General features: G+C 59.6%; 11 protein-coding genes. 7 read left to right on the top strand and 4 right to left on the bottom strand.

All coding sequences use genetic code 11. The annotated features are described in order from the left end of the window. Window positions 1-43 precede the first annotated feature (43 nt). The 4 genes from IFT99_RS17825 (at window position 44) to IFT99_RS17810 (ending at window position 3,914) form a co-directional block, all read left to right on the top strand. Complete coding sequence (locus IFT99_RS17825; protein ID WP_192133970.1) at window positions 44-1,363, top strand: MFS transporter; 1,320 nt, start codon at window positions 44-46, stop codon at window positions 1,361-1,363. A gap of 394 nt (window positions 1,364-1,757) precedes the next feature. After that, complete coding sequence (locus IFT99_RS17820) at window positions 1,758-2,030, top strand: LuxR C-terminal-related transcriptional regulator (protein WP_065992746.1); 273 nt, start codon at window positions 1,758-1,760, stop codon at window positions 2,028-2,030. A gap of 190 nt (window positions 2,031-2,220) precedes the next feature. After that, complete coding sequence (locus tag IFT99_RS17815) at window positions 2,221-2,931, top strand: hypothetical protein (protein ID WP_192133968.1); 711 nt, start codon at window positions 2,221-2,223, stop codon at window positions 2,929-2,931. 101 nt (window positions 2,932-3,032) lie between these two features. Beyond that, window positions 3,033-3,914 (top strand): hypothetical protein, encoded by an 882-nt coding sequence (locus IFT99_RS17810; RefSeq protein ID WP_192133966.1) that lies wholly within the window; start codon window positions 3,033-3,035, stop codon window positions 3,912-3,914. Between the two features lie 87 nt (window positions 3,915-4,001). Here the strand turns inward: IFT99_RS17810 and IFT99_RS17805 are convergent, their stop codons facing one another. After that, the gene (locus IFT99_RS17805; RefSeq protein ID WP_342214630.1) at window positions 4,002-4,988 is read right to left on the bottom strand and encodes a diguanylate cyclase; all 987 of its coding nucleotides are present in this window, start codon (window positions 4,986-4,988) and stop codon (window positions 4,002-4,004) included. A gap of 302 nt (window positions 4,989-5,290) precedes the next feature. Here IFT99_RS17805 and IFT99_RS17800 point away from each other — a divergent pair, with 302 nt between their 5' ends. Both IFT99_RS17800 and IFT99_RS17795 read left to right on the top strand, forming a co-directional pair. After that, window positions 5,291-5,926, top strand: a complete 636-nt coding sequence (locus IFT99_RS17800) for a LysE family translocator (RefSeq protein ID WP_192133964.1) — start codon at window positions 5,291-5,293, stop codon at window positions 5,924-5,926. Between the two features lie 104 nt (window positions 5,927-6,030). After that, window positions 6,031-7,200 carry a DUF3298 domain-containing protein gene (locus IFT99_RS17795; RefSeq protein WP_192133962.1) on the top strand — a complete coding sequence of 390 codons (1,170 nt, stop codon included), beginning with the start codon at window positions 6,031-6,033 and terminating at the stop codon, window positions 7,198-7,200. A gap of 93 nt (window positions 7,201-7,293) precedes the next feature. Here IFT99_RS17795 and IFT99_RS17790 read toward each other — a convergent pair whose 3' ends face one another. Then, window positions 7,294-7,878, bottom strand: a complete 585-nt coding sequence (locus IFT99_RS17790) for a polyribonucleotide nucleotidyltransferase (protein ID WP_192133960.1) — start codon at window positions 7,876-7,878, stop codon at window positions 7,294-7,296. A gap of 490 nt (window positions 7,879-8,368) precedes the next feature. Here IFT99_RS17790 and IFT99_RS17785 point away from each other — a divergent pair, with 490 nt between their 5' ends. Then, window positions 8,369-10,045, top strand: coding sequence for an NAD-dependent malic enzyme (locus tag IFT99_RS17785; protein ID WP_192133958.1), 1,677 nt, complete (start codon window positions 8,369-8,371; stop codon window positions 10,043-10,045). 64 nt (window positions 10,046-10,109) lie between these two features. Here the strand turns inward: IFT99_RS17785 and IFT99_RS17780 are convergent, their stop codons facing one another. Further along, the gene (locus tag IFT99_RS17780; protein ID WP_192133956.1) at window positions 10,110-10,874 is read right to left on the bottom strand and encodes a 2-keto-4-pentenoate hydratase; all 765 of its coding nucleotides are present in this window, start codon (window positions 10,872-10,874) and stop codon (window positions 10,110-10,112) included. Window positions 10,875-10,964: 90 nt separating this feature from the next. Beyond that, a complete protein-coding gene (locus tag IFT99_RS17775; RefSeq protein ID WP_192133954.1) occupies window positions 10,965-12,263 on the bottom strand; it encodes an MFS transporter in 1,299 nt (432 codons plus the stop codon). Between the last annotated feature and the right edge of the window lie 84 nt (window positions 12,264-12,347).

The following is a 12,347-nucleotide window of genomic DNA, read 5'->3' as shown; positions in this document are numbered from 1 at the left end:
TGTCGCACCCGCGTGCGTTTCAACCTGTGATTTGGGGTCTTTCATGACAGCCATTCTTCGACCACGCCCACAACCCATCAGCCGGGGAGACTACAAAACCCTGGGTCTGGCGGCACTGGGCGGGGCGCTGGAAATCTACGATTTCATCATCTTCGTGTTTTTCGCCCTGACGCTCAGTCAGTTGTTCTTCCCGCCGGAAATGCCCGAGTGGCTGCGCCTGCTGCAAAGCTTCGGCATCTTTGTCACCGGCTACCTGGCGCGCCCGCTGGGCGGGATTCTGATGGCGCACTTCGCCGACAAACTGGGTCGCAAGCGGGTGTTCAGCCTCAGTATCCTGATGATGGCGCTGCCGTGTCTGCTGATCGGTGTGATGCCGACCTATGCCGACATCGGCTACTGGGCCCCGTTGATCCTGCTGGCGCTGCGCATCCTTCAGGGCGCAGCCGTGGGCGGCGAAGTGCCAAGCGCCTGGGTGTTCGTCGCCGAGCACGCACCGAAGGGCCATCGCGGTTATGCGTTGGGCGTTTTGCAGGCCGGGCTGACCTTCGGCTACCTCATCGGTGCACTGACGGCGACCTGGCTGGCGAAGGTCTTCAGCCACGCGGAAATTCTCGATTACGCCTGGCGCATCCCGTTTCTGCTGGGCGGGGTCTTCGGCGTTATCGGCGTGTGGCTGCGCCGCTGGCTCAGCGAAACCCCGGTGTTCATGGCGATGCACGCCCAGCGCGAGGGCATGACTGAGCTGCCGCTGCGCGCCGTCCTGCGTCAACATCGGCAATCTCTGCTGCCGGCTGCGTTACTGACCTGCGTGCTGACGTCCGCCGTCGTGACGCTGGTGGTCATCACGCCTACGGTGATGCAGCAGCGTTTCGGCATGGCCCCCAGCGACACGTTCGCCCTCAGCAGCGTGGGTATCGTCTTTCTCAATATCGGCTGCGTGTTGGCCGGCATGCTGGTCGACCGAATCGGCGCCTGGCGCGGGGTGGTGCTTTACAGCCTGTTGCTGCCCGTCGGCGTCGGCGTGCTCTACGCAAGTCTGGTCAGTCACTGGCTGCCATTGAGCCTCGCTTACGCGGTGGCCGGGCTGGCCTGCGGCATTGTCGGCGTCGTGCCTTCGGTCATGGTCGGACTGTTTCCGGCGAACATTCGCGTCTCCGGCATCTCATTGACCTACAACATCAGCTACGCCCTGTGGGCAAGCACCACGCCGCTGGCGCTGATCGCCTTGATGCCATGGAGCCCGTGGGTGTGCGTCGGCTACTGCGTGATCATGGGTGCGGTCGGTCTGGTGACGGCCATGTTCTTTGGCCTGCGCAAGGGCATGCAGGTCGATGATCCGCGGGTGGTACAGGCTGGAAACTGACAGGGCAGGGGGCGTCGCAATGGCGCCCCTTGTCGACATGAGGGTGCGGATTTCAAATCCGTGCCATTTCAAACGAGATTGATCCGCTGATTTGTAACAGATGATTGTAATTATCATTTGCAGCGTTTATTGTCCCCCGTCTATACAACTCACCCGCTGTTATATAACCACATGGCTCTGCATTGGGTCGTGCGTGGATCAATTGTCTGCTGGTTCAGTGGGGATGTTTCGCCAATATTTGTAGGAAACTTTACTTATCATTGTTCGGTTATTAACCGGGCTTGACTGTGCACATTCTCTAACCGTTAGAGATTTAAAAATCAATAAGAACACTATTACGGCCATGGCTGAGTTACCGCCAGGGTCGGCACGTCGCGGAGACTGTTGAGGGCCAATGATAGAAGAACAACGCAAACGTAGACCATTGAAAAAAACCACCCCCAGAGAGCAGGAAGTCCTTCAGCTGGTGCTTCAGGGGCACACCAACAAAGCGATCGCCCAGCGGCTGGGGATCAGTGATTACACGGCCCGCGACCATGTGTCGGCCTTGCTCAGGAAGAACGAAGTCAGCAATCGGGCGCAGCTCATCGCTCTGCACGTTTCGGCAGCGCGCAAGAAAAAACTGGCACCACCCCTACATCTGACGGATTGTTCCGTCGAGCGGTAAGTGCATAATTAACCCGATTTAATCACTGAACTTTTAAAGCTGTCTTCGGCCTTTACGTTGCCGCGATGACGCTGGCGCCGTAATAAGTGATCCTTTGAGTGATGACCCTGTTTTCGGCACTTCGATGTCTTCCCACGAAGTGTTCGCGATGATGCACCTACAATAACGATCAATAATAAGGATGAAATCGATGACCCTTCAAATCGCAACGTCTGAGCCCTTGAAGCAACCGTGCATCGATGCAGACTTTAATGTGGACGCGTCAAGCGCGTTTCAGCAATTGGTCGATGAGCAAAGCCAACTGTCCCGAGACCAGTTGAGCGAGCTGCACAAGCAATGGCTCGGGCCCCACGGGGTGTTTGCCACCTTCAGCGCGGAGGTCGAGCGACTGGGGCGTCAGGCGCCCGCGCTGGATGATCTTTCCAGCCTGGGCAGCGCGGAGCGGATGAACGAAGCCGAACGGGCGGTAGCGTTCGCGCTGGCGCAGAGCAATCGCCGGCGCGCGGCCAACAACCCCTTTGGCTCACGTTCGCGTCAGGACCTGTGTTGCGTGGTGTTCGACGAGACCGGCGCGTACACCCTGGCGGAGCGTTACGCCGCGTACGAAGCCATGCGCCAGAGCGACTCGGATTTCTTCATCAAACTGATCGCCACCACTCGCGGCGTCACCGAACGGCGCATCGTCTTCCACGGTTTGCTGGAACATTACGACCGCCTGCTGCCGATCGAAAAAAGCATCTACCCCGAGGCCTACCGCGACGTGCAGCAAACGCATCTGGATCGGGAAGAAGGGTTGTACGGGCCGCTTATGTTGGGCGACAGCCTTGTTGCGATATTTGAAACAGTCACACCTAAAGAACTGCTCAACCAGATTCACAACTCGGCAGAAATGCTTCCATGATTTCCGGGCACCTGGTCCCGGATTAACGCAAAAATAGGTAACTGAGTAAAACTCAGGCCGTCCTCACCTAGGCGAAGACGGCCTCAAGCAGAGTATGTGTGATGAGCATTTCAATTCCAGAAAATACCAATGTTCAGTCCACCTCTTTGATGACGATCACCCAACCCGAGATCAAGAGGGTTGTGGGCGCCTCGCTTCATGAAGTGCAGCAAACCCCCGAGTCGCCTGTCACTCTCAGCGGAAGGGGGCTGATGATGTCGCGGCTCTTCGAAGGGCATGCGGTTGAGCCCACCACAGTGGCATACGATCCTAACTTATCGACGTTATTCCCCACACTGTTCCTGTTACCCGAAGATCGGAATCTACTCTCTGCGGTTTATGAATTCGCAAATGTAAAAGGCGCCGACCTTGCCTACGTGGACGATCTGGCTTGGTCCATTGCTTATTACCGGAAATCGGACAATGGATGCGAAATCATCCCGCAGCGGCCTCTCAAACGGTTTGATACTGAAGGGCACGAGGTGTCTTATTCCTTCAATGAGGAAAGCGCCAAGACGGCCCATCGGATATTGAATGGAAGTGCTCTCAGTACGACAGTCGTAGACCGTGACTTTCTGCGTTTTGCACTGGATGTCGATTACAGCCCGATGAGTAGTCTGAACTTTGGTTTCCTGGAGCAGATCGTCAACAAGTTCTCGGAAAAAGGGGACGTTGTACCCGACTTCGGCCGGCAGTTTGATCACTTTTCTCTTGATCACAAGAACTGGATCAAGAACGTTTCAGCGCAAACATACGATCTTTCTACCGGCCTACCCTTCCTGAAAGGTACGACGCCTGATAGTCGCGCCGCGCTTGAATCAGCGGATGAAACGGCCCCTTTTAATAGGGAGCCTTTACGTTCCCTTCGAGAGATCATCGGCGCCTACCTGAAGGAAACGGATGTCCCTACGTTGTTCGAAACGTTGATGCGCACGAAGCGCTGAATTCACCCCAACGCCGCACCCTCGCGCGCGCGCACGTCGCTGGATGGCTGCGCCGGAGTGACACGATTGCGCCCGGCGCTTTTTGCGTCATATGTCGGCTTCGTGCAGCCACATGGCGGCGTCGGTCTGGTGCGCGCCGTAGGCCGCGACGCCGATGCTCAGGCTCAGCTTGAGATCGGGGAGGGCCGAGTGGGCGTGGTCATGAACCGTACGCCGCAGGCGTTCGAGTATTTCGGTGGCCTGGGCCAGGGTGGTGTCGGGGAAGATGACGCAGAACTCGTCGCCGCCGTAACGGCCTGCCATATCGGTCTGTCGCAGGCTGGCGGACAGCGCGTTGCTCAGTTGCTTGAGCACGTTGTCGCCGGTGATGTGGCCGTAGGTGTCGTTGATGGTCTTGAAGTGGTCGATGTCAATCAGCGCCACGCTGTGCTGGCGGTTGAGCTTCTGGCATTTCTCGAACTCCAGCGTCAGTCGATCCTTCCACGCGCCGTGGTTCATGAGCCCTGTAAGGCTGTCGGTGGCGCTGAGTTTTTCCAGCGCCTTCTTGCTCTTCGAGAGTTGCACCGCGACCTGATAACAGACCAGCCCGATGGCCATCGGGTAGATCACCAGCATGGGCAGGCAGGCGAATAGCTGCAGCTGAGAGACGTGGGGGAACAGCGCCGGCAGGAAAATCTTGTACGACACCAGGGCGCCCGCGATTTGCGCCAGCGAACCCAACATAAACAGCCGTAAACCACCGGCCGCGATGTTATTCATCGCCATCATCGACAGCACCGTCACGGTGGGCAGCGGGCTGATCCCCATGGCGCCCGCCCAGAAACCGCCGCCCAGCGAGTCGTAGATCAGGTTGCGGCGCTCGGCGACATAAGGCTGAGGTGAACGCTTGGCGAGCAGAAAAGCCATGTGCGGCCAGCCATAACCGTGGGCGATCATGGCGATCCACACCCAGGTCGGTGGGTGAGAAGGGTACAGCGCTGCAGCCACCGCGAAGAACCCAATGCCCAGGCCGATGCTGCGCGGCAAGTACATGCGTCTGGCGTAGGAGAGACCTTTTTGGACCGGAGTGTTCATAGCGCTCTACTGGGTAATAACGCAGCATCCCGACAGCCACATCGGTCACGACCAACGCTGCGAGTGTCCCCCGCCGACGGGGTACTGGGAAGAGCATTTAGCCACTATTGGACAAATAATTTACACCGTGCGCCGTCGGAGGGTGCGCGGGTGCAGGTGCCGTTGGGATAAGTGACGGACGCCGTCTGTCATGGCGTGTTTTCCGGCCATCTGTGTATAGACGGTTCTACGTAGGTTGGCTGAAATATGCCTGCCATTCGGCACGGCCCGGATGCATTCGATCACGCCGGCAGGAGCCTCTGATGCCCGAACTCTCAAACCTCATCGCTTTTTCCCTGATCGCCCTCGGCATGGTGCTGACACCAGGGCCGAACATGATTTACGTCATTTCGCGATCCATCTCACAAGGACGCAAGGCGGGACTGATCTCCCTCAGCGGCGTGGCGGTGGGCTTTATCTTCTACATGCTGTGCGCGGCGTTCGGCATCACCGGGTTGGTGATGGCAGTTCCTTATGCCTACGACACGCTGCGCATGGCCGGTGCCGTGTATTTGCTGTACCTCGCCTGGCAGGCCGTGAAACCGGGCGGTCGCTCGCCGTTTCAAGTGAAGGATTTGCCCCAGGACAGCAACCGGCAGTTGTTCCTGATGGGCCTGATGACCAACTTGTTCAATCCCAAGGTGGCGGTGCTTTACCTGTCGCTGCTGCCGCAATTCATCACCGTCGGCGACGGCACTGGCGTGCTCAGCCAGTCGCTGATCCTGGGCAGCGCGCAGATTGTGGTCAGCCTGAGCGTCAACGCCATGGTTGCCATGGCGGCGGGCTCCATCGCCATGTTTCTGACCCAGAAGCCCGGTTGGGCGGCGGTGCAGCGCTGGCTGATGGGCACGGTGTTGTTCGGGTTCGCGGTGCGGATGGCGGTTGAGGGCAAGCGGTGAGGGCGCCGTCAGGCTTTGAGAAATCACGGCTGGCCCTTGCCAGACGCTCCGCGATTCGGGAGATTACTGGCCCCACTCGTTAGCATCATCACAAGGGACGTCTGATGCCTGTTTCTCTCTCCGTTTTGCGTATCACCTGCCTCGCCGCGCTGGTCGCGCCATTCACGCTGCACGCCGAGAATGCGGTCCATGTGATGACAGGCACCCTGGGAAAATCGCCCATCGTCGTCGAGCTGGATCTCACCAGCCCGGAAGATGTGACGGGTCGCTATTTCTACGAGAAGTACCACAAGGACCTGCCGCTGTCCGGCACCTCAAAAGGGAATGATCTGACGCTGACCGAAGGCCTGAGCTACGACGATGAGGCCGGGTTGCCGAAGCTGGTCCTTCATAAAAATCCGGACGCGAGCTGGACCGGGGACTGGAGCAGCAAGGGCAAGTCCTACAAGGTGCAACTGGCCGAACGCGCTATCACCGCGCCAGATGCTTCCGCCGAATCGGGTTGGCAGGACATCTACAAGCAGTCGGCTTACGACTACCTGCGGCTCACGCACCTGCCGCTCAAGTCGGATAAAACAGCTACGTTTATGGGCCATTCGCTGCAGTGGTGGGTCGAGCCGGAATCGGGCGTCTCGATGTTTGCAATCACATCGGGTTATTCGCCCGAGCAGGCTGCACCTATCAATCAGCAGCTGCGCTCCCGCCTGTGGCAAGAGGTTGTCAGCTATCACCAGTGCATGCTCAATGCGAGTCGCAACGGCGGCGACTTTGCCCAGACGGTCACGCCGCGCTTGCTTGCGCCCGGCATTGTGAGCCTGAGCGTCTTCACCGATTACGATTGCGGCGGCGCGCACCCTGATTTTGGCGACTCGCCGCTCAACCTCGATGCCCGCACGGGTAACGCCTTAACGCTGGAAGATGTGGTTTGGGTCGGCAAGGGCGCGCCGTTTCACTACGAACGTGATGAAGAAGGTGGCACGAGTTTCGACACGTATTCCGACTACCGCAGCAAAGTCTTCGCCCCTTGGCTCGTTGACCAGTTGAAAGCGGCGCATCCTGCAGACATGGTGAAGCCTGCTACCGAAGACGACTGCGACTACACCGACCCGTCGGTCTGGGAATTTCCGTCGTGGTATTTCACTGCAAAAGGCATCGTTTTCGGTCCGTCTTTCGCACGTGTTGCGCGCGCGTGTGAAGGTCCGGAATGGTCGGTCCTGCCTTACAGCGTCATCAAGGCGCATCCGGGCGGGAGCGAACTGACGCTGCCCAAGTAACTCAGCCTCTGTTGTCGTTTACCCGCGTCTGATGACGGGGGGCTGGAATCGCTACTTTTTCGGCTGCAATCGCTGCCCAAAAAGCAGCACTCCTCATTTCCCGCCGGTCACGCCCTTCACCACCTCGGCGTGGGCCTTGGCATCCTTCGCCAGGGAGATGACGTTGACCATTGCCGTGCGTTTACCGTAGGCCGCCGTAATCGTCGTGCTCAACACGCGGCCGCCGTCTACGCTGCCTGAGATATCAAGCTGACGCATGCCGAGGCCTTTTCGTACGATCTTCTTCTCGCCCAGCTTCTTGAAATCCTTGTAGCTGGACTGCTGCTGTTGCAGCGTGTCGGCGATGATGCCGTCGAGGGTTGGCTTGTCGTTGGCGCCGACCTTCTGGTCATTGGGCAACGGCGCTTCGGTGATGATCACCACGCGCTTGGCCGGCTTGTTCATGTACAGCGAGCCGGTCACGCCCGCGGCCCTGGCCTTGGCATCGATCTCTTCCATCGGGCCTTTGACATAGTCCTTCGGCAGGGTGAAGGCGAATTTGCCGCCGAGCATCGCGACTTTTTGCCCAGAAGGTTTCGGCGCAGGTTTGGTTTTGGACGCCGCCTGCGCGCCGACCATGCTTAGGCATGAGGCTAAAGCGGTGCAGACCAGCAGGGTTCTTAAACTGAACAAACGCATTCCGACCACTCCTGGGGATGATTCCTACAAAGATCCGGCATTTTGCCTGAGGGTGATGGCAGGTTGATAGTCATGTGGGCGATGGTGTCAGCGGGACTCGCTAATGCCAGTCCTACGGGATGATCGCAGTGTATCTGTAGGACCGGCTTCAGCCGGGAAGAGGCCGGTATGTACAACACAAGATTTGCAGCGAGACACCCGACGCTTTCCCGGCTAAAGCCGGTCCCCCAGGGTAAGCGGCGTGAGCCAATTTCCTGGCTGTACGCGGTGTCTAGTAGGACCGGCTTCAGCCGGGAAGAGGCCGGTATGTACAACACAAGATTTGCAGCGAGACACCTGACGCTTTCCCGGCTAAAGCCGGTCCTACTGGATGATCGCGGTCCTACCAGGCCATATGCAGGTCCGATGAATTGTGAGCGCCCCCCACGGTTGGCTTTCCGTGCCAAAGGTGTACATTGAATTCAAAATACAATAAGCACAGGAGACAGACATGACCCATGCCACTGATCGCACCTTGCAAGTCCCTTTCGCCGGTCCCACGTTGTTGGGCACTCCACTGCTGAACAAAGGCACAGCCTTCAGCCTCGACGAACGCGAAGCCCTGGCCCTGCAAGGCCTGCTCCCCGAACGCGTCGAAACCATCGAACAACAGGCGAGCCGCGCCTATCACCAGTACCAGGCCTGCGTGACCGACCTGGACAAACACATCTTCCTGCGCTCGATCCAGGACTCCAACGAAACACTGTTCTACCGCGTCGTCGACGACCACCTCGACGAGATGCTGCCGATCATCTACACCCCCACCGTCGGCAAGGTCTGCCAGGAATTTTCCCGCATCTACCGCAGTCATCGCGGCTTGTTCATCAGCATCGCCGACAAGGACCGCATCGACGAAATCCTCAACAACGTCACCAAAGACAACGTCAAAGTCATCGTCGTCAGTGATTGCGAGCGCATTCTCGGCCTTGGCGATCAGGGCGTCGGCGGCATGGGCATCCCCATCGGCAAGTTATCGCTGTACACGGCGTGCGGCGGCATCAGCCCGGCGTACACACTCCCGGTGGTGCTCGACGTCGGCACCAACAACCCGGCGCTGCTGGCGGATCCGCTGTACTTCGGCCGTGGCCAGGAGCGTGTTCGCGGCGCTGAATATGATGCGTTCGTCCAGGCATTCGTGGAGGGCGTGCAGCGCCGTTGGCCGGAAGCCATTCTGCAGTTCGAAGACTTCGCGCTGACCAACGCCATGCCGCTGCTGGCGCGCTTTCGCGATCAGCTCTGCTGCTTCAACGATGACATCCAAGGCACTGCCGCCGTCACCGTCGGCATCTTGCTGGCCGCCTGCAAGATGAAGGGCCAGCGCTTGTCCGATCAGACCGTCGCCTTTGTCGGCGCCGGATCCGCGGGTTGTGGGATCGCCGAGCAGATCATCGCCGCCATGCAGCTTGAAGGCTTGTCCGAAGCCCAGGCGCGCAGTCAGGTGTATCTGCTCAACAGCAAAGGGCTGCTGACCGATCGCCAGCCGGGCCTCTACGATTTCCAACAGCGCCTGGCCCACTCCAGCGATTCTCTCAACGACTGGGCGTTCAGCGCCCACTGGCCATCGCTGCTTGAGGTGGTCAGCAACGCCAAACCCACCGTGCTGATCGGCGTGTCGGGCAAGGCCGGACTGTTCACCCAGCAGATCGTCGAGACCATGCACAGCCATTGCCCGCAGCCGATCATCATGCCGCTGTCCAACCCGACCTCGCAGATCGAAGCGCACCCCAAGGACATCCTGCAATGGACCGACGGGCAGGCGCTGGTGGCCACAGGCAGTCCGTTTCTACCCATCGAGGTGCTGGGTAAAACCTTCCCCATCGCGCAGTGCAACAACTCCTACATCTTCCCCGGTATCGGCCTCGGCGCCATCGCCAGCAAGGCCACCCGCGTCACCGACGGCATGCTGATGGCGTCGGCCCAGGCGCTGGCTGAGTGCGCAGCGGCAGGGCAGATGTTGCCGCCGCTGCGGGATGTTCAGGCCGTCAGCAAACGCATCGCCTTTGCCGTTGGCATGGCGGCCCAGCGGGACAGCGTGGCGCCACCGCAATCGGAAGATGAACTGTCAGCGGCCATCGAGAAAGACTTCTGGCAGCCCGTTTACCGCTCGTACGTTCGCCGCCCTGACTAAGACCGTCGCATACAAAAAGAACCCGCCAGCTCGGCGGGTTTTTTTATGGCAGCGAGGTAAAGCGTCAGGCCAGCGTCAATGAAACCGGCGGCAACCCGTCGATCTGTCCCGACACCTCAGCCATGCCCTGGGCGAAGTGCATGCCAGTGTAAGAACCTGTGGTGATCACCAAGTCCTTGGACAACGGCAGTCCATTGAGGGTGTGATGGTTGACCAGCCACGGCAACAGCCGGCGCGGGTCGCCTGCCGGATTGCCGACTTTTGACGGCACGATGCTCTCGCCATTCACCGTGAAGGTCAGCGTCGGTGCAACAAAGGGAAACGACCCGTCGTAGGGTACGAAATCACTCACCACGAGGGCGCCGTGGTTAAGCAGATCGGCCAGTTGCGTCAGCGGCTCGATCTTGGGCCACGCCGCAAACCGGCTGGAAACCACCTCGACGGACGCTGCCATTTCGCCGATGCCGGCCATGACCTCCTCGTCGCTGTACGCCTCATCCCGTGGGCTGAAGTCGCGGTTGAAGCGGAAGGCGATTTCCAGCTCCAGACCCACCGGTGGATAGACGCTGCGGTCCAGTGTGCCGGTCGACGGGAACAGGCAGTCGCGGGGCAGGGGCGAGCCCTGAATCGGCCCGTCCGTGGACTTCGAACCGATCTTCCAGCCGCCCGCTTCAACCCCACGCAAGCGCAGGATTTTCTGCTGCGTGAGGTACGCCGCGTCGCGGTCGGACGGGTTCAGCTCGAAATCCAGCTCGCCCAACAGGTCATGCTTGTTCTGCGCATCGACGATCAGCTGCGCCAGGCGCGAAGGTTGGGTGTCAGTGTCCAAAAGCGTTCTCCATTGAAGTGTCTCGATTGCAGGGGCCGGGCTGAAGCTTTATGGGTCAAGCACCGCCCGAAGGCGGCTCCCGGTGTCGCTTTATTTACTGACCACCGGAGAAGGTTCCGCGCCCGGCGTCAGCGGCGCAGCCGGCTGTCCGTATTCAAACTTGTTCTGCGGCTTCATGCGGAACGACAGCACGACACCAATCGCCAGCAGAACAATGCTGACCAGAAACGGCAGCTGCCAGTTGCCAAACTTGTCGATCAACAGACCGGCGGCCACCGGGCTGACGATGGCGGCCATGGCCGATCCGGTGTTCATCATGCCGCTGGCGGTGCCGCAATGGTCCGGCGCGATGTCCATCGGAATCGCCCACATCGGGCCGATGGTCATCTCGGAGAAGAAAAACCCGATCGCCAGGCAGGCCAGGGAAATGTGCATGTCCTTGGTGAACATCAACGGCACCAGCGACAGCAGCGTCAGCCCCAGGCACACGGCAACCATGAGGCTGCGCGCCTTGTTCAGGTCCTTGGTCCGCGCATAAATGCGGTCACTGACGATGCCGCCCAGGGTGTCGCCGACCACGCCGCCGAAGAACACCGTCGACGCGAAAATCGCCGTGCCCTTCAAATCCAGACCCATGTTCATGAAGTACATCGGCACCCAACTGAGCAGCAGCCACAGCGTCCAGCCGTAGCAGAAGTAAACGATCGTGACCGGGGCCATGCGCTTGAACAGGCGACCCCATGGCAGCACGACGGTGGATTTCACTTTCGGCGGTGGCAGGGTGTCCAGTTCCTGTTTCGAGATGCGCGGGTGGTCTTTCGGGTGCTCGGTGAACACCGCCATCCACAGGATGACCCAGACAAAGCTGGTGGCCGCGCAGACATAAAATGATTCACGCCAGCCGTAGGTGGCCATCACCGCGATCATCGCTGCCGGCGCCAATGCGTTGCCGAGACGTGCGAAGGCGTGGGTGATGCCTTGGGCGAAGCCGCGCTTTTCCTTGGGGATCCAGCGGGACATTGCCGCCGTGGCTGCGGGGAACGTCGCGCCTTCACCGAGGCCGAGGAGAATCCGCGCGACGATCAGCGAGACGAAGCCGCCGGCCAGCCCGGTCAGCACCGTGGCGCTGGCCCAGATCAGCCCGCACACCACCAGCGTGCGCTTGGCGCCGAATCGGTCGCTGACCCAGCCGCCGATGATTTGAAAGATCAGGTAGGGGTACGCGAAGGCCGAAAAGACGATGCCGATCTCGGTTTTGCTCAGGTTGAATTCTTTACCGAAACCGACCGCGGCGGTGCTGACATTGACGCGGTCCAGGTACGTAATGAAATACATGGCGCACAGCATGAACAGCACCACCGTGGTGGGGCGCAGACGTAAAAACTTCATGTGCTATCTCCAGTTTCTTATTGTGTTCGCTGACAACGCGATGATTCGGGATAGTGAGATGTGTCAAAAAAGCTGCGGGCGTGC

Origin of the sequence: Pseudomonas sp. CFBP 8772, assembly GCF_014841665.1 — a bacterium.
Classification (GTDB): Bacteria; Pseudomonadota; Gammaproteobacteria; order Pseudomonadales; family Pseudomonadaceae; genus Aquipseudomonas; species Aquipseudomonas graminis_B.
The sequence above is the reverse complement of the archived record's forward strand: the minus strand, read 5'-3'. Positions and strand labels throughout refer to the sequence as shown.

Coding starts and splice junctions, on each gene's coding strand:
- IFT99_RS17805 (WP_342214630.1), bottom strand. CDS start 4,988: ATGAACACTCCGGTCCAAAAAGGTCTCTCCTACGCCAGACGCATGTAC.
- IFT99_RS17825 (WP_192133970.1), top strand. CDS start 44: ATGACAGCCATTCTTCGACCACGCCCACAACCCATCAGCCGGGGAGAC.
- IFT99_RS17790 (WP_192133960.1), bottom strand. CDS start 7,878: ATGCGTTTGTTCAGTTTAAGAACCCTGCTGGTCTGCACCGCTTTAGCC.
- IFT99_RS17800 (WP_192133964.1), top strand. CDS start 5,291: ATGCCCGAACTCTCAAACCTCATCGCTTTTTCCCTGATCGCCCTCGGC.
- IFT99_RS17775 (WP_192133954.1), bottom strand. CDS start 12,263: ATGAAGTTTTTACGTCTGCGCCCCACCACGGTGGTGCTGTTCATGCTG.
- IFT99_RS17785 (WP_192133958.1), top strand. CDS start 8,369: ATGACCCATGCCACTGATCGCACCTTGCAAGTCCCTTTCGCCGGTCCC.
- IFT99_RS17820 (WP_065992746.1), top strand. CDS start 1,758: ATGATAGAAGAACAACGCAAACGTAGACCATTGAAAAAAACCACCCCC.
- IFT99_RS17810 (WP_192133966.1), top strand. CDS start 3,033: ATGAGCATTTCAATTCCAGAAAATACCAATGTTCAGTCCACCTCTTTG.
- IFT99_RS17815 (WP_192133968.1), top strand. CDS start 2,221: ATGACCCTTCAAATCGCAACGTCTGAGCCCTTGAAGCAACCGTGCATC.
- IFT99_RS17795 (WP_192133962.1), top strand. CDS start 6,031: ATGCCTGTTTCTCTCTCCGTTTTGCGTATCACCTGCCTCGCCGCGCTG.